Genomic DNA, 16089 nt, shown 5'->3' with positions numbered 1-16089 from the left:
CTGTAGCCCGGTGTGGCTCAGTCGAACCGGTCGATGGCGAACGGATCGATCGGGTGGTCCGTTCGTCCCTCGACAGCGAGATCAGTGAGGATTTCACCGATCACGCTGGCGAACTTGAAGCCGTGTCCGGAAAAGCCCGCACCCACGACGATGGACTCGTAATCAGGATGAGTGTCGAGAAGGAAATCCTCGTCGGGGGTGTTAGTGAACATACATGTCGAGAGACCCATCGTTGGTCCGGCTCCGCTCGGGACGTATTCCTCGGCGAACTCACGGAGGAGTCGTTCGTCCTCTCGGTCGGGTTCGCGGGCCAGTTCGACCGGTGGTCCGGTCTCCCCACGGTGGTTGAACTTCCCGAGTTTGAATCCCGGTCTCTCGTAGGCCGGAAAACCGTAGTAGTGATCGTCATCGACCTCACAGACGAACACCGGAAAGTTCTCTGGGCAAAACCGTTCGGGGAGGTCGGGCTGGAACCAGCCCAACACCTGCCGTTCAGGTTGGAGCAGATGGGAGAACGAGGGAAGAAACTGGCTGGTCCACGCGCCCGCAGTGACGATCATACGGTCGGCCGCGTACTCCCGCCGGTCGGTTCGAACGCTGACGCCTGACTCGCTTGCGGTCCACTCCTCGACAGCCTCTCTTGCCCGAACTGTTCCACCGTGGGCGTGGGCATCCTGCACGTGGGCAACGATGCACTGTTCACAGTGAAGAAAACCACCGTCGGACTGGTACACTGCCCGGTGGGTATCCGGGAGCTCGTAGCCGAACCGCTCGTTCAACTCCGAGCTGGAGAGATCCTCATGAGGAATGTCGTGGACCGCACACGAGCGTTTCGAGTCGGCGTACACGCCCACCTCGGGCGGACCGATGTCGAGGCTGCCGACGCGGTGGAGGAGTTGACGCGGGTGCTCCTTTTCGAGCGCGGCCCACCGATCGAGCGCCCGATCGACTAGCGGAACGTACGCCGGATCCTCGTACTGGGGCCGCCGGATGATACGGGTAATCCCGTGGGAGGATCCCATCGCGTGCGGGATATCGTACCGTTCGAGACCGACGACGTCGTAGCCTCGCCGGGCGAGCTGGGAGACCGTCGCGCTTCCCATGCCACCCACTCCGACGACCACCACGTCACAGTTGGTCACAGCCATCAGCGTGGATCACGACACCAGATGTGATAAAGGATGGTTACACGAGAAGCGCACATGACGATAGAGGACAAACATCCATCAGTACCCACGGCGATCGGGACGAGGAGTTGATCACGACGGTCAAGAACGCCACCACCGTGAAGAGCGCCACGAGGCCGTGCGCGAGCTGACAAAGCGCAACATCGAGCGCCATCGAGAGATCTACGGCCGGCCAGCGTGACAATAGCGAAGTAATCAGAGATAGCCCAGTTGCTGAAGTTGGTCTTCGACCGAGTCATCGAATGTGAGATCCTGCGTGTCGGCGACAGCTTGCCGTTTGTACGCCATCAGTTCCTCCTCGAACAGTGCTGTCGCTCGTTGAGTTGGCGCTGCGTCGTCAGTGATCTGTCGCTGCCAGGACGGACGATCAGCGTCGAGTTCGTACGCATAACACTCCTCTAGTGAATTCCATTGGCGTTTCGTATCCTCGTGATACACACACCGAATCATTCGGTTCCAGTGAGCGTACTCGTCGTCGGTAAACTCCCGGTCCCACGTCGGATTCGTTCCGAGCAGCCCGACGGTTTCGGCCGGGATCTGCTCTGCGGTGAGGTCGTTCTCGAAGGGTTCCTCGTGAGCGAGCCGAACAAGGAGTTCACCGAGTTCGAGATGAGAGAAAAACTCCGAAACGGTGTCGGGGTAGCCAGCCGGTGGGTTGACGATTTCACAGGGCGTATGCATGATCCCCTCAGTCATGCTGCCGGTGTGATGAAAGAGACTGTCATCGGCCTCGTATCCGAGATTGTGACCGTGATCGGAGACGATGACGAACGACGTTTCACGGTCGGTAACGCGCTGGATGCTGTCGATCAGATCGGCGACCACCCGATCGAGATACTCGACAGCAGCACCGTACAGCTGCCGATAGTTGCGTGTGTACGCCTCTGTCGCTGATTCATCCTTGTTCAGCTCCCACTTGTCGAACTCGTTCGAACTCCAGTCGTTTGGCACGGAGTGTATGGACTGATCGAACTGAATCAGATTCCGAAGTGGCGTGTGAGCATCCATCAGATTCGCAAACAGAAACAACGGTTCCTCGTCCGCCCGAGCATGATTGCGAGCCGTGTGTGCGATGTTTTGCGCGCCATCGTCGACGACTTCCGGAACGGGGAGCTGTTTCACCGTCGGACCGATTTGGGACCAGACGCCGTTGGCGAGGCTTTTCACCGATCGATCGTGGTCGAAACAGGCCCGAAGAAAGTCGAGATACCGTTTTATGGCGCTCGACCCGTCGTCTCTCGATAGGAATTCCTTGACTGCTAATCCCTCCGTGAACAGGCTTTCATGGATGTGTGACCCGATAGAGAAGTCCGAAAACGCATCGAAATGTGAGTCGAATCCGAACGCGCGGTTCATATAGGAGTTCGCGCTCAATCCGATCGTTCGATACTCCGGCAGGTCACCAAGGAACGTCTCCGCACGGTCGATCGTCGAGAAGCTGAACGACGAGTCGAAGCTTTCGGCGTGAACGCCGTGTGTATGTGGTAACTGCCCCGTGAAGATGCTCGTATGGCTCGGCACGCTCCACGAACTCGCGGCGCGAGCCTGTTCGAAAGAAGTCCCCGACGCCGAACGGAGCCGGGTCGCCTGCTCATCGAAAACGTCCTTCCGAACCGTGTCGAGAACAATGAGTACAACATTGCGCATGCGTAATCACCCCTCCACCCACTCCCTTCGAGACCGATCAGTTTGGGATCGCTCCTCTAGCACACCAAACGTGTCCATGGAGGATGTGCAATGGCTGAGATGACTTATTAGTAAGTGTAAGACCGACAGCTGCGAGCGCTCATTCATATCGCGCTATACGGTGTATCAGTCAACCTCTTGGAACGTTAGTCGGTTGCGTATGAACGAGACAACAAACACAGATACCCCCCTGTATCGACGCTTGCACAAACAGTCCCGTACTTAGACGTCGTACCACACTATTTTTAGTTACCGAATACATAGTATAAATGAATGAGTAGTCAAGATGATAATGACGAACGTCGTATCGGACGTCGGACGTTTCTGCAAGGAACGACGTTGATGGCCGCCGTTAGCGGGGTCGCGTCGGTGTTCGGTGATAACGGGGTTGCGCTTCCGGTCGACACCGTACAGCCCACGGATCGGTCGGTGTTCACGGCCGACACCGAGCGCACGGACGCTGTGTTTCCCCAGTCAATAGCGAGTGGGGGACCGACGCCGGAGGGGGTCCTTCTATGGACGCGGATCGCGCCCGGCGAGTACCAAGGAGGGCCGGTCGCCGTCGAGGTCGGACGGGACGACTCCTTCTCCGACCCGGTCCACCGGGGGATCGTGGAGCCAGAGGCAATTACGGCCGACCACGACCACACGGTGACGGTCGATCTCGACGGAAAGCTGTCGCCCGACAGCGAATACACCTACCGATTCATCCACGACGGAACGGCCAGCCGAACCGGACGCTGTCGGACGCTGCCCGATCCGAACACAGCGACCGATAGCGTCCGGTTCGCGGTGTTGACGTGTCAAGATTACCAGAACGGATATTACGGAGCGTACAGCCACGTTGCCGAGGAGGACGTGGATTTCCTGATTCACCTCGGGGATTTCATCTACGAATCGGCTGACGGCCAGTACAGTTCCCCTGTGAGCAACACGTACCCAGACCGCGAGCTTGAACTGCCGAGTGGTCATGATCTCGCTCACACGCGCGCGGACTACCGGTATCTGTACAACACGTACCGATCCGATCCACACCTCCAGCGCGCGCTCGAACGTCATACGCTGATCGCCGGTTGGGACGACCACGAAGTGGCGGACAACCGGTACTGGGATTACGACACCGATAGCCCGCGACTCCCTGCACATCCCAAGGGGGACGATCCCGACGCAGCGACGCGGATCACTGCCGCAGCCATCACGGCATGGGTCGAGCAAATACCCGCCCGAATCGACTACGAACCGGCCGACGAAGGGACTCCCGATCTCCACGAGCGATTCCGGTTGCAGCGACAGTTCAGATTCGGTGATCTCGTGACGCTCGTCCTCACCGACGAGCGACTGTTTCGTGATCCACCACCAGCGTTCGCCAACGGAGACGCCTCGGGACGAACGATGCTCGGAGACGACCAGCGACAGTGGTTTTTGAACACGATCGACGACGACGAGGCGCAGTGGACCGTGTGGGGAAACGAGGTGCTGACGATGCCGCTCGAAATGGGAACGGGAGCGGTCGGTTCCTACCTCAACCGGGATGCGTGGGATGGGTACCGCGACGAATACCGGACGATCATGCGCCGGCTCGCCCAGAACGGAACGTCGAATTTCATCACCTTAACCGGCGATCTCCACACCGCGATGGCCGGATACCAACGAACGGGATACGACCTCTTCGGCGACAACGAACGGGTCGGCGTCGAGCTCATGACGCCTGCCGTCACGAGCGTAAATCTCTCGGAGATCGTACCGGGGATCGACGAGTTTGATCAGTTCGATATCACCGAGCGGGCGGTGACCACCTTGAATCCCCACATCGAGTTTTTCGACAGCAGCATCTGGGGGTATTCGATCGTGGAGTTCACCGAAGAGGCGTGTACGTACACGGTGTACAGCGTCGATAAGAGCACGAAGGAATCGGCTACCAAACGACGGCACAAAACACTCCGCGTTCCGGACGGGACGACCGAGATCGAGCCGGTCGAGCACTAACCGTCGAGTTGCTCGCCGACGATCCGATCGGCGCGATCGATGAACGCCGCTTGTTGTCCAGTGGGAATCGTCGCTCCAGCTGCGACGTCGTGGCCACCGCCGTCACCGCCGACGGCGCTGCCAGCGCGTTGCATAACGACCGAGAGATCAAGTCCTCGGTCGACGAGTGCGTGGCTCCCGCGAGCGGACACCTTCGTTTCCGTCTCGCTTTTCTCAGCAAAGGCAACGATCGGCCGGTCACGGTCGACGTTCTCGGCGCCAAGCGCCATTCCTGCGACGATTCCCACGATGGTCTCACGGATCTGCGTCCCGGCGTCGAACCACTGGACGTGGTTCTCTGTGGTGACACCCTCAGTTTTCATCAACTGCAACCCATCAGAGATGTTCCGGCGGTGGGTCTCCAACAGCGTGCGTGCCCGGTCGAGCGCTGATTCACGGTTCCCGAGACAGACGGCAAGTCCAACGTCCGCTCTGTCGTATCGTGCCGTCGCGTTGAGTAGCGTCGAAAACTCGCTGGCGTCTCGGAGTTCAGTACCGATGGGTTCGGCCACCAACGTGTACGTCGTGGCGACGAGATCTTCGATGGAGTCCGGCCCTACGCCTCGCTTGAGGGCACATTCGACGAGCGCACTCACCACGGTTTGGCGCTCCTCACCCGACAGATCGACCCACGTTCGCCACTCACCGTTCCGTTTCAGATCGATCGCCAACCCCGAGAGCAACTCGACGCTCCCGCGCTGATCGTTGGTGATACCCGGGATGTACACCGCGTTCGAGTATTCGAGCAGCTTGGGAAGCGGTCGGGTCTGTCGGCCGTACAGCGCGAGATCGGGCTGTTCGTCCAGTACTCCCGCCTCGACGCCCTCCTCAACGATCGCGCGGTTCGCCCCCGTGAGTTCGCCGTCGGTGGCCTGCATATCTCCCACTGCGCCGACGACCGCGAGCGAAGCGAGATCCCGGTTGTCGGTGTCGCCAGTTTCGAGCGCCCGCGCAAGGGTGTAGCTCGCGCCCGCACCCGAGAGTTCGCTCGCCCCATCGATCCCCACCAACAGCGGATTCAGGTGATACTCGGTCTCGGCGTTGGCAGGTTGGTGGTGGTCGGCGATTACCGGCGTGAACGCGTCATCATACTCCGCGATGATATCGAGCTGCCCGCTGCCGAAGTCGGTGAACAGCACCGTGTCGTGCCCGGTCGCCGCGATCGTGGCGATCGCCTCGGCGTCGAGTTGGTTTTCGAACGCCGTTTCGAAGGGGATTCCCGCCCGTTCGAGAGCGCGCGCGGTGATCGCCGCGCTGGTGAGTCCATCGGCGTCGATGTGGGAAACGAGCAACACCTCCGAAGCGTCGCGCAGTCGCGTTGCACACGCGAGCGCGCAGTCGTCGAGCTCCGGGATGGGTGTGGGCGTCGTCATACGCGTTCGCTCATCCGCTCGATGACGGTTCTGGCCAACGTTTCGAAGTCGGCACGATCGGAGACGACATCCACATCGATCCCAGCGTCCTCGGCGGTCTGGTGGGTCGGTGGGCCGATCGCGCCGACGACCGCGCCTGCAAGTCCATCGATCGCCTCTGCTTGCAGCCCACGCTCGGCCGCAGCTTCGAGGAAGTGTTCGACGGTAAGCGAAGAAGTGAACAGCACAGCGTCGATCTCGCCGGTCGCAGCCAGTTCGGTCGAGACGCCCGATCGTGGGGGCCTGGTGAGTCGATACAGTACCGTTTCATGGACGTACGCACCAGCATCTTCGAGTCCGTCGGTGAGCACCGGTGAGCCGTGATCGCTTCTGGCCACGTCAACGCGCGCTCCATCAACACGGTCCGAAAGCGCATCGACCATCCCCGAAGACGTGAATCGATCGGGAACGATGTCGACCGAGTAACCGTGAGCACGGAGGCTGTCGGCGGTGCTTGATCCGATCGCACAGACGACCCCCGACGGCGTCCAGTCGGCTTGAGCAGCGAGTTCGACCCCTGTTTTGCTCGTGAGCACCGTATAGTCGGCGTCCGCTCGCGGGACTGCATCGGTCGACTCGACAGCGAGCATCGGGTCGGGGATCGGCTCGGTTCCCAACTCCTCCAACAGCTCGACTGCGCGCGTCAGGCGGTCGTCGTCCGGACGGAACACCCCGACTGAGACCGTCATCGCCCATCACCTTCGGACGTTCGGTTGGACGGATCGTTTCGCAAGAACTCACGCACCTGCTGGCGCGTGGCAGCGACCGAACCGATGACGGTGATCGCCGGGGGTTCGATCCCATCCCGATCGCGCGCATCGACAGCGGTTTCGAGCGTGCCACACGCGATCCGTTGGGTCGGCCACGTGGCGCATTCGACGAGTGCAACTGGGGTATCCGGAGCCATCCCCGCTTCGAGCAGCGCATCAGTGTACTCCGGAAGCTTGCCGACACCCATCAACACAACGATCGTTCCACCAGTGGCTGCGAGCGCCGCCCAATCGACCGCAGAGTCGTCTTTGGTCGGATCCTCGTGGCCAGTTACGAACGAGACTGACGAGGCGTGATCGCGGTGGGTGAGTGGAACACCGGCCACGCCCGGTCCAGCGACGGCAGAGCTGACGCCGGGCACGACCTCAAACGGAACGCTGTGTGATGCGAGATACACCGCTTCCTCGCCCCCACGACCGAACACGAACGGATCACCGCCTTTGAGTCGCACGACCGTCTTGCCCTCTCTGGCGAGTTCTACCATCCGCTGGTTCGTGTACTCTTGAGTGGTGCGCTCGCCTCCGGCGCGCTTGCCGACGTCCTCACACGCCTCTGATGGGAGCTGATCGAGTATTTCCGGTCCGGGAAGCTTGTCGTGAAGGATCACGTCAGCCGACTCGACGAGGCGTCTGGCTTTGACGGTCATGAGGTCGGGATCGCCCGGGCCGCTCCCGACGAGATACACTCGGCCGATCGAATCGTCCGGATCGGACACAGAGGAGAGATCAGTGGTCATCATTCCTCTCGAGATGGAGACGGCGGAGTGTCCCGTTTGGCTCGTTCGATGAGTCGTGCAGCGCCGCGCTCGCGGAGATCGGCCGCAAACTCCCGTGCTGCCGACGGGTGATCTTCGACCGGCAGATCCCGCGTTTCCGCGATCTCTTCGGTACCGTCGCGGCTAAGCACGCGAACCACAGTGTTGACGTTTCCTCCTCGGAGCCGGGCGTAGACGCCGATCGGAGCGACACAGCCCCCACCGAGTTCCGAGAGAATCGACCGCTCGACAGTCGACGTGATCCGCGTGGGGGGGTGATCGAGCGCGTTGTGCATCGTCTCGGCGTCCTCTTCGAGGGCGGTGACGGCGATCACTCCCTGAGCAGGTGCCGGGACGAACTCTGCTGGAGACAACTGGTGGTAGTCGATGTGGTGGGCGATACCGGACCGTTGAAGCCCGGCTTCCGCGAGTACGATCGCGTCGTACTCGGTATCTACCTCGCGTTCGAGCGCGCGCTGCTCGATCGGTGACAGCGATTCGAACCACTCCTGTGGGTCGTCCTCAGCCTCGTCCTCATCCTCGGAGTCGGACTCTGATTCCGATTCCGATTCGAGCCGATGCTCGTGTTCGCGTTGGAGCGCCGGGGCGAGCAGCTTTTCGACGCGCGTATCGACGTTACCCCTGAGCGGTTTCACTGTCAGATCGGGACGGGTAGCCAGCAGTTGGGCCGTTCGCCGGAGGCTCGACGTGCCGACGACCGCCTCGGAAGGAAGTTCCGAAAGCGACTGATTCCCGGGCGTGAGAAGCACGTCGTTCGGCGGTGCACGCTCTGGCAGTCCGGCGACGACGAGCTCCTCGGGAACTTCCGTCGGCATGTCCTTCATCGAATGGACGGCACCGTCGAGTTCACCGGCCATCACCTTTTCATCGAGGCTACGGACGAACGCGCCCGTTCGTCCCAGCCGATGGATCAGCTCGTCTTGAATCTGATCTCCCCTCGTCTCAACCGCAACGAGTTCGACCGACCGCCGACGAGTTTCGAGCGCGGATTTCACCGCGTTCGCCTGCCGGCGCGCGAGCGACGACCCCCGCGTCGCTAGCCGGACCGTGCGTGTGCTCATTGTGTGTTCATACTCCGATTCCGGGCGTGAAAAGGAGTTCTATGCTGGACGATGTCGAATTCTGTTGTCACTCGAAGAATGCTTTGTACGCTTCGAGTGTATCTTCGATATCCGCTTCGGTGTGGGCGTAGCTGACGAACTGGCTTTCGAACTGGTTCGGTGTAAGGAAAACACCCTGGTCTTTCATCGCCGGCCAGAACAGCCGTTCCCATCGGTCGGTTTCGCCACGGCGCACGTCGGCACCGCTTTTCGGACACTCAGAGAAACGGGGACACGACCGGTCCTGTCGGCAGCCGTCCGTGCAATCACCGGCCTGCACCGGAGAGTCGGCCCGCGTGAAGACGGTTTTGAACATACTGTCGGTACCGACGACGGTGTACTCCGGGGCACGGTCGGCGAGGATGTCCCGGATACCGCTCCGAAGCTGCCCACCCAGCGCGTTAACGTGATCGTACACGTCGTTTTCGGCCACGAATTCGAGGGTAGCCAGCCCCGCCGCCATCGTGACGGGGTGACCCGAGAACGTACCGGACTGGAACACGTCGCCAGAGGGCGTGAACTGTTCGATGATCTCGGTTCGGCCGCCGATCGCACCGACCGGAAAGCCCCCACCGACGATCTTTCCGAACGTCGTGATGTCGGGCATCACGCCGAGTTTCCCCTGTGCACACTGGAGACCACCGACACGAAAGCCGGTGATGACCTCATCGAAGATGAGCAACGCCCCGATCCCATCACACAGTTCCCGCAACGTCTGATGGTAGTCGTCGGTGGGTGCGACGATGCCGGTGTTGCCGAGGATCGGCTCCGTGATGACAGCCGCAACGTCATCGCCGTGCTCCGAGAGCACCGCACGGAGTCGCTCCTCGTCGTTGAACGGCACGGGCAGCGTGTGCTGGGTGAACGATTCCGGAATTCCCGGCGTCGAGGGAGTCGGATCGTCGGCGTCGCCCTCCACCAGCGTTGAGGGCTGTGCCCCGTGGTAGCCGCTCGAAATGACGACGATCTTCTCTCGACCCGTGTAGCCCCGCGCCAACCGAATCGCCGATACGGTTGCTTCGGTCCCGCTGTTGACGAACCGAACCATCTCGACGCTGGGCACGTTCCGGGTGACGAACTCCGCCAGATCGACTTCGATCTCGGTCGGTGCGCCGTACATCGGTCCGTCGCTCGCCGTCGACTGGATCGCTGCCTGCACAGGTTCGGGCAAGGAGTGACCGAGCAACAACGGCCCGTACCCCATCACGTAGTCGACGTATCGGTTGCCGTCCGCGTCGATGACGTGGGCACCGTCGCCGCGTTGGACGAAAAACGGGTACGGCTGGATCGCACGCACCGAGGAGTTCACGCCTCCCGGAATCACCGAGAGGGCGCGATCGTACAGCGTCCGAGAACGCTCGTGGTTCATGGACAGGCGTTCGTCCGGCCGCCGCAAAGGTGTTACTGGATGCTTCGCCACGAAAACGAGAACCGACGTTACTCTGCGAGCTGGTCAGCGATCGATTCGGCGAAGTAGGTGAGGATCAGGTCGGCACCGGCGCGTTTGATCGAGAGCAGCGACTCGTAGGCGACCGCATCGAGATCGAGCCAGCCCTGCTCGGCAGCGGCGTGGAGCATGGCGTACTCGCCGCTGACGTTGTAGGCTGCCACGGGCTGGTCGAAGTTCTCACGCACCGCGCTGACGATGTCGAGGTAGGGAAGCGCGGGCTTGACCATCAGCATGTCCGCGCCCTGTTCGACGTCGGGGGCGACCTCTCGGGTGACTTCGCGCGCGTTGGCGGGATCCATCTGGTAGTGGCGTCGGTCGCCAAAGGACGGCGCGCCGTCGGCAGCGTCTCGGAACGGGCCGTAGAAGGCGCTCTCGTATTTCGCCGCGTAGCTCATGATCGGTACCGATTCGAAGCCCGTCTCATCCAATGCCTCGCGGATCGCGCCAACCATGCCGTCGGTCATGCTGCTCGGGGCGACCATGTGAGCACCGGCCTCGGCGTGTGACACCGCGATCCGTGCGAGTCGGTCGAGCGTCGCGTCGTTCTCAACCGTCAGTTCGGGCGATTCACGGGCGTTCGCTTCGAGGATGCCACAGTGGCCGTGGTCGGTGTACTCACACATGCAGACATCAGTGATCACGGTGGCGTCAGTTTCACGAGTGATGTCCCGGACCGCGCGCTGAACGACGCCGTCTTCGGCCCACGCGCGAGAACCGTCGGCGTCTTTCGACTCGGGGATACCGAACAGGATGATCGTCTCCACGCCGGTGTCAAGCACCTCCTCGGCGCGATCGACGGCCGCAGCGACCGGAACGCGCTCGTGACCGGGCATCGAGGGGATCGGCGCGCGTTCGTCGGTAGTCGCATCGACGAACACGGGCGCGATGAGATCACTCGGAGACAAGGTGGTCTCGCTGACGATCTCTCGAATCCCATCTCTGCGGAGACGGCGAGGGCGTTGTGTGAGTGGGTCCATACGGAGGCTTCTTGATCCAACACAAAGCCAGTGTCGGCTTGGAACGCGTAGACTGCGATCAGGTGTAGCCGAGTGCGGCGAGCTGTTCGTCCACGCGGCTGTCACTGATCGTCTGTCGTCCCGGTGGCTCGTATTCCGGGTCGTACGTGTGCTCGTCGGTTGCCGACGCCTCAACCCACGGAACGCGCTTTAACACCGGTGCGGGAACCCACGGTGGATGGCCGTAGATCCCCCACTCGCCCAGACAGTTCGCGTGATCGGCGGTGATGGCAACGTCGGCGTCGAGATTGTCGATCAGGAGGGCCACGTCTTCGAGAACGTGTTCGAGGTTGTCCCGGTAGGCGCGCCAGATCTCCGTTCGTGAGACCCGTCCGTCGCGGTAGTGGTTCCAGACGTTCTTGCTGCCGCCGGCGTCAACCCCGATCTGATCGCCTTCGAACCCATCGGACCAATCCGCGTCGATGAACGGACTATGGGGTTGGAGATACCAGACGATCATGCGCTCGGTGTCGTCGGTTCGACGCCGCCAGTGGTGGATCGCCGAATCGGTTACCGGACGGGGCAACACCGTCCCTTCCTCGTCGGACCAGGCGTGTTTCCAGATCTCATCGAGGGCGGCCCAGTCCTCGGCGCGAACGCAGTCATCTCGCGTCCAGGCGTTGGCGGCGATCAGCATCGTTTCTGCCATCTCGTCGGCATACTGTGGCTGGGTGTGTCGCTGTAGCCACTCATAAGATGCGCTGGCTGCGCTGTAGGTCGGCGACACTGACTGGAGACAGTCCCATTCCGACGCGATCTCCGCCATGAGATCGTATCGACACGCATCGAGGATGACGAGTACCTCCCACTCGCGTTCCCAGACAGGGGTACCGAAGTTCATCCGCTTGCCGAGCCGACGCCCGCCGCCAATGAGAAACTCGATCGCCGAGCGCGTCGTCGCCCGGCGAATGCCGTGCTCGTTGTACCGCTGTTTCGTGTTCTGTATCCAGTCGTTGAGGGTCATGACTACGAATAGCAGTTTGACATCCGCCGGTACCGTTCCTGTAGCTCACAGGGATGTATTTACCTTACTACTACGTAAACCGCCTCGGGGTAGTCCTGAGGCACTCGCCTTGCTCATCTGTAGACAGCATACGTCGTATGAGTGGTCCGAGCCAGACAGTTGTATCAGTAAACAGATCAATTACCGAACGCGTCAGCGTCCGATCCTCACCGCGATGGGAAACTGGGAAGTCGATTCGAGAGAAGTTGGCGTACTCCGACTGCAGCTTGCATCAAGCGCGTCTGACGAGTGATCACGTGATACTGCTCCGGCGTCGGATTGAACTTCGATTTATACCGGCAGAGACGTGGATTGTTGGCCCCTACTAGATCGTACCGGGTGATGTCCCGATCTTTTGCATCACACATGATTCGCCAATCGAGGATATCGTTGGCTGGGAGGGATCCATCGGTTTTCGCCCCACCCTGCCACCGATAAATGGTGGTGCCGTGTTCGAGTGTGATCATTCCACCAACGATGTTATCGGCTACTCGAACGGTGTACACCCGCATCATTCCGTCGGGCAACTGGTCGTACAGCTGTTGAACGAACCGAGGCGTGAGTGAATACGACTCGCCCTGTTCCGTGTGCCGGGTTCGAATCCGTTCGATGATCGGCTTAATGCCTGCTATGCCGCCCTGTCCGATCGCGAGAGATTCGCCGGTCGCCGCGTCACTGTCGCGGATGGTGCTCCGCGCATCACGGCTGAAGCCCATCAGAATTTCTTCTTTGTCGGGACTGAGATCCATGATGTACGTGTAGGAGGGAGAAACGTCGTACCCTCGCCAGATGAACGGCCGAGAATCATCGTACTGAACGACGGTTCGGATGTCGATATAATCCGGATCGATCTCGGTACTGATCCAATCAAGACACGATTCCACGAACCGCTTTTGACGGCGTTCTTTTTTCCTCTGTTTGAGCTTCTCGACGTTGAGAAACGCAGGACCCAGGGTGAACACTTCGAGTTCTGGCGGGGAAACCACCAGTCGAAACGGTCCCCTAGTCTGCTCAAACACCGGCAAGACGCCGACCGGCTCTTGGCCTTTAAAGCCAACGAGAGTGTGAACCGGAGCACTGGCTTCCTTTGCAAGGAGATCGAGAACACCGTACCGATGAAACGGCGTCGCTATCGGTGATTGCTCGACGTACCGGTTCCATTCGTCCGCGCGATCATCCTCGAACGCGTCGATCTCAATACCCATTGCTCCGAATCCCCGAAAGCCCACTCAAACGATCGATCCACCCATCGACACCCCGGTGCCGATGACGATGAGAATAGAGTTCATTTCGCCATCTCATTTGACTGTTGATATAATATTGGGATTTTATCTTCGAATTCCTATAAGTACAGCTGCTATGTTGATATACCGAAGAGATTGTGGTGAATACGAAAGATTCAGTGGACGTTCTGCGTCTTTGACCTACTACTGGTGGATCTACGTGCATATATAGTCATATCTGACCACACCCTATATATAAAACCCTAGCTGTCCAATTCAATAAATGTTATATGAAATACCATATAACATACCATACAGTAGTGGGTACAAAGCGTTATGGTACCACACCGACGGTGAGCAGCGTGCCGTAGTCGCGGTAGCGTTCGACCATCGCCTCGCGTGTGTCCCACTCCTCGGTCGGGAACTCCCGTTCGGGCGGGATGTCGATCTCCCTGTCGGGGATGGTGTCTTGTTCTGCGACGTGAAGCCCAGCGTCTCGAAACGCCGCCCGGTACTGATCGCGGGACCACCGCGTCATCTCCACGCTGATAAACTCCTGCCACTGGTGTGAATGGACGTTCTCTTCGTAGAAGTTCACCGCACAGTAGAAGGTGCCGCCGGGACGGAGGATGCGCCGGAGCTCCGCAAGGGTACGGTGGGGATCGGTGGCGTAGTAGAACGCTTCCATCGACCAAACGTGGTCGATGCTGTCGGTCTCAAAAGGGAGGGCATTGAAATCACCGCCGACGTAGCCGATCGCCGGATCGTCGGTGTACGAACGGGCGTTGACCACCATCTCGGGGGAGCCATCCAGACCGTACGCGCGCGCTACCGCGCCGGTCTCCCGGAGCGCTCGGCTGGCGTAACCGCTGCCACAGCCGAGATCGAGCACTACGTCGCCCAATTCGACCGGCATCCGTGCGAGGGCGTGTTTTGCCGTGTGCCAGTGGCGTTTTTCCATCCCTTTGTCCCGGCCATCGGCCGCCCACGCGTCGAACTCCTCTCGAACACCCATGGCGCGGATTCGAACGCTGTGGACAAAACTCGTTCGACACAGCGTATTTCCCCACCCGCGAAATAGTGATACTGATGCGTGCACCTCGGTTCAAAGCCGCCGACACGGCCCAACAGCTGATCGGTGGCTTCCTGCTGGCCGGTCCCTTCGTCGTTACTGAAGAGGTGTGGCTGCTCGCTCACTCAATGAGCTGGATTCAGGGACTCCTCACGGCCGTGATCGTCGGGACGATCGGCTATATAGCGCTGTACGGCGCGGCCACCGAGCGTGATCCTGAACGGGAATCGGATGTCGGTGGCGTGCCGCTCCGATTCGTCTCGCTCATGCTCGTCTCCTTCGGCTCGGTGTTGGTGCTCGCGCTGCTGTTCGATGCGCCATCAGTGTTTCTCGACCACATCCCGCCCGAACAGCGCGTTCCCACGACGGCAAAGGCGCTCTGTCTCGGTGCGATGTTCAGCGTCGTCGGTGCGGCGACCGCGGACACGGTGTTTTGATCGGGACGAGCGTGAGAATCTCACCCGAACCCCTCCGTTTCGACTGGAACCCACTCGGTCAACTTAACACGACACCAGTCTCACTCCACCGTATGGCCACGAAGAAATCAAAGCTCATCACGGCGCTCAAAGCAGCCGATGCAGTGCAGTTCGGGACGTTCGAGCTGTCACACGGTGGAACGAGCGATTACTACGTCGATAAGTATCTCTTCGAGACCGAACCGCGCTGTTTGAACCTCATCGCGAGCGGGTTCGCAGAGCGCATCGGAGCGGAAAAACCGGCCGGGGTTGCGCTGGGTGCGGTGCCCCTCGTCGCAGCGACGGCGATGAAAGCCGAGTGTCCGTACGTCATCGTCCGAAAGAAAGCCAAAGAGTACGGGACGGGCAACCGCATCGAGGGCCGCCTCACGGAAGACGAAGAGGTCGTCGTCATCGAGGATATCGCCACCACGGGCCAGAGCGCGCTTGACGCGGTCGAGGCGCTCAGAGACGCCGGAGCCGTCGTGAACCGCGTGCTCGTCGTCGTCGACCGCGAGGAAGGCGCGACCGAACAGCTCGAAGCGGCGGGAACCGAGCTGGAGGCGCTCGTTACGGCGTCGGAGCTGTTGGACGGATCGTAACGCTACTCAAGAAACCAAATGTGACTTCCACGGATCATTTTCCGCTCTATATCGCCGTTTTCATGTAGTTTTAGAAGTCTGATCCTCGCGTTCTCTCGGGTACAACCGACGTGATCGGCGACTTCCGGCGTACTCGCCGGTTCGTTCGCTCGAACAGCATCGATGTATTCATCGTCACCGAATTTCCGGTTTCTCTCGGGCATACAAGTGAGAGATAGGCCAACGAATTAGTCCTTTCTCCTCTATGCAAAAGTATAAGTGATGATCATCCAATGAAGTACTCGGAACCGGCCGAATCATCGTGCCGGAATG

15 protein-coding genes are annotated in these 16089 nt (G+C 60.4%); 3 read left to right on the top strand and 12 right to left on the bottom strand.

Translation table 11 applies throughout. From position 1 onward, the window contains the following. Nucleotides 1–17: 17 nt before the first annotated feature. Together solA and MW046_RS09170 are read right to left on the bottom strand one after the other, a co-directional pair. A complete protein-coding gene (solA, locus tag MW046_RS09175) occupies nt 18–1148 on the bottom strand; it encodes an N-methyl-L-tryptophan oxidase (RefSeq protein WP_247992811.1) in 1131 nt (376 codons plus the stop codon). Between the two features lie 234 nt (nt 1149–1382). Beyond that, nucleotides 1383–2834 carry a sulfatase-like hydrolase/transferase gene (locus MW046_RS09170; protein ID WP_247992810.1) on the bottom strand — a complete coding sequence of 484 codons (1452 nt, stop codon included), beginning with the start codon at nt 2832–2834 and terminating at the stop codon, nt 1383–1385. Between the two features lie 312 nt (nt 2835–3146). Here MW046_RS09170 and MW046_RS09165 point away from each other — a divergent pair, with 312 nt between their 5' ends. Beyond that, nucleotides 3147–4859 (top strand): alkaline phosphatase D family protein, encoded by a 1713-nt coding sequence (locus tag MW046_RS09165; protein ID WP_247992809.1) that lies wholly within the window; start codon nt 3147–3149, stop codon nt 4857–4859. Here MW046_RS09165 and recJ read toward each other — a convergent pair. The 9 genes from recJ to MW046_RS09120 form a co-directional block, all read right to left on the bottom strand. Continuing rightward, nucleotides 4856–6271 carry a RecJ family nuclease gene (recJ, locus tag MW046_RS09160; RefSeq protein ID WP_247992808.1) on the bottom strand — a complete coding sequence of 472 codons (1416 nt, stop codon included), beginning with the start codon at nt 6269–6271 and terminating at the stop codon, nt 4856–4858. The genes MW046_RS09165 and recJ overlap by 4 nt on opposite strands. Continuing rightward, the gene (locus tag MW046_RS09155; RefSeq protein WP_247992807.1) at nt 6268–6999 is read right to left on the bottom strand and encodes a uroporphyrinogen-III synthase; all 732 of its coding nucleotides are present in this window, start codon (nt 6997–6999) and stop codon (nt 6268–6270) included. Before MW046_RS09155 ends, recJ begins: the two co-directional genes overlap by 4 nt. Further along, nucleotides 6996–7817: a uroporphyrinogen-III C-methyltransferase gene (gene cobA, locus MW046_RS09150; protein WP_247992806.1), complete on the bottom strand. Its 822-nt coding sequence runs from the start codon at nt 7815–7817 to the stop codon at nt 6996–6998. Before cobA ends, MW046_RS09155 begins: the two co-directional genes overlap by 4 nt. Further along, the gene (gene hemC, locus MW046_RS09145) at nt 7817–8917 is read right to left on the bottom strand and encodes a hydroxymethylbilane synthase (protein ID WP_247992805.1); all 1101 of its coding nucleotides are present in this window, start codon (nt 8915–8917) and stop codon (nt 7817–7819) included. Before hemC ends, cobA begins: the two co-directional genes overlap by 1 nt. Before the next feature lie 67 nt (nt 8918–8984). Further along, nucleotides 8985–10325: a glutamate-1-semialdehyde 2,1-aminomutase gene (hemL, locus tag MW046_RS09140; RefSeq protein WP_247992804.1), complete on the bottom strand. Its 1341-nt coding sequence runs from the start codon at nt 10323–10325 to the stop codon at nt 8985–8987. 68 nt (nt 10326–10393) lie between these two features. After that, nucleotides 10394–11383, bottom strand: coding sequence for a porphobilinogen synthase (gene hemB, locus MW046_RS09135; protein ID WP_247992803.1), 990 nt, complete (start codon nt 11381–11383; stop codon nt 10394–10396). Nucleotides 11384–11441: 58 nt separating this feature from the next. After that, nucleotides 11442–12386 carry a hypothetical protein gene (locus MW046_RS09130; protein WP_247992802.1) on the bottom strand — a complete coding sequence of 315 codons (945 nt, stop codon included), beginning with the start codon at nt 12384–12386 and terminating at the stop codon, nt 11442–11444. Between the two features lie 206 nt (nt 12387–12592). Further along, a complete protein-coding gene (locus tag MW046_RS09125) occupies nt 12593–13630 on the bottom strand; it encodes a lipid II:glycine glycyltransferase FemX (RefSeq protein WP_247992801.1) in 1038 nt (345 codons plus the stop codon). 352 nt (nt 13631–13982) lie between these two features. Beyond that, the gene (locus MW046_RS09120) at nt 13983–14663 is read right to left on the bottom strand and encodes a class I SAM-dependent methyltransferase (RefSeq protein ID WP_247992800.1); all 681 of its coding nucleotides are present in this window, start codon (nt 14661–14663) and stop codon (nt 13983–13985) included. A gap of 74 nt (nt 14664–14737) precedes the next feature. Between MW046_RS09120 and MW046_RS09115 the strand changes: the two genes are divergently transcribed. Together MW046_RS09115 and pyrE are read left to right on the top strand one after the other, a co-directional pair. Next, nucleotides 14738–15157 carry a DUF2391 family protein gene (locus MW046_RS09115; RefSeq protein WP_247992799.1) on the top strand — a complete coding sequence of 140 codons (420 nt, stop codon included), beginning with the start codon at nt 14738–14740 and terminating at the stop codon, nt 15155–15157. A 92-nt stretch (nt 15158–15249) separates the two neighbouring features. After that, complete coding sequence (gene pyrE / locus MW046_RS09110; protein WP_247992798.1) at nt 15250–15777, top strand: orotate phosphoribosyltransferase; 528 nt, start codon at nt 15250–15252, stop codon at nt 15775–15777. Between the two features lie 2 nt (nt 15778–15779). On the opposite strand, the gene MW046_RS19565 is transcribed toward pyrE, so the two are convergent. After that, entirely contained in the window at nt 15780–15980 is a 201-nt protein-coding gene (locus tag MW046_RS19565) for a FaeA/PapI family transcriptional regulator (protein WP_368411326.1), read from the bottom strand. Nucleotides 15981–16089: the final 109 nt, after the last annotated feature.

The organism is Halocatena salina (genome assembly GCF_023115355.1).
Classification (GTDB): Archaea; Halobacteriota; Halobacteria; order Halobacteriales; family Haloarculaceae; genus Halocatena; species Halocatena salina.
This window is presented reverse-complemented; position numbering and strand designations above follow the sequence as displayed.

Coding starts and splice junctions, on each gene's coding strand:
- solA (WP_247992811.1), bottom strand. CDS start 1,148: ATGGCTGTGACCAACTGTGACGTGGTGGTCGTCGGAGTGGGTGGCATG.
- MW046_RS09170 (WP_247992810.1), bottom strand. CDS start 2,834: ATGCGCAATGTTGTACTCATTGTTCTCGACACGGTTCGGAAGGACGTT.
- MW046_RS09165 (WP_247992809.1), top strand. CDS start 3,147: ATGAGTAGTCAAGATGATAATGACGAACGTCGTATCGGACGTCGGACG.
- recJ (WP_247992808.1), bottom strand. CDS start 6,271: ATGACGACGCCCACACCCATCCCGGAGCTCGACGACTGCGCGCTCGCG.
- MW046_RS09155 (WP_247992807.1), bottom strand. CDS start 6,999: ATGACGGTCTCAGTCGGGGTGTTCCGTCCGGACGACGACCGCCTGACG.
- cobA (WP_247992806.1), bottom strand. CDS start 7,817: ATGACCACTGATCTCTCCTCTGTGTCCGATCCGGACGATTCGATCGGC.
- hemC (WP_247992805.1), bottom strand. CDS start 8,917: ATGAGCACACGCACGGTCCGGCTAGCGACGCGGGGGTCGTCGCTCGCG.
- hemL (WP_247992804.1), bottom strand. CDS start 10,325: ATGAACCACGAGCGTTCTCGGACGCTGTACGATCGCGCCCTCTCGGTG.
- hemB (WP_247992803.1), bottom strand. CDS start 11,383: ATGGACCCACTCACACAACGCCCTCGCCGTCTCCGCAGAGATGGGATT.
- MW046_RS09130 (WP_247992802.1), bottom strand. CDS start 12,386: ATGACCCTCAACGACTGGATACAGAACACGAAACAGCGGTACAACGAG.
- MW046_RS09125 (WP_247992801.1), bottom strand. CDS start 13,630: ATGGGTATTGAGATCGACGCGTTCGAGGATGATCGCGCGGACGAATGG.
- MW046_RS09120 (WP_247992800.1), bottom strand. CDS start 14,663: ATGGGTGTTCGAGAGGAGTTCGACGCGTGGGCGGCCGATGGCCGGGAC.
- MW046_RS09115 (WP_247992799.1), top strand. CDS start 14,738: ATGCGTGCACCTCGGTTCAAAGCCGCCGACACGGCCCAACAGCTGATC.
- pyrE (WP_247992798.1), top strand. CDS start 15,250: ATGGCCACGAAGAAATCAAAGCTCATCACGGCGCTCAAAGCAGCCGAT.
- MW046_RS19565 (WP_368411326.1), bottom strand. CDS start 15,980: ATGCCCGAGAGAAACCGGAAATTCGGTGACGATGAATACATCGATGCT.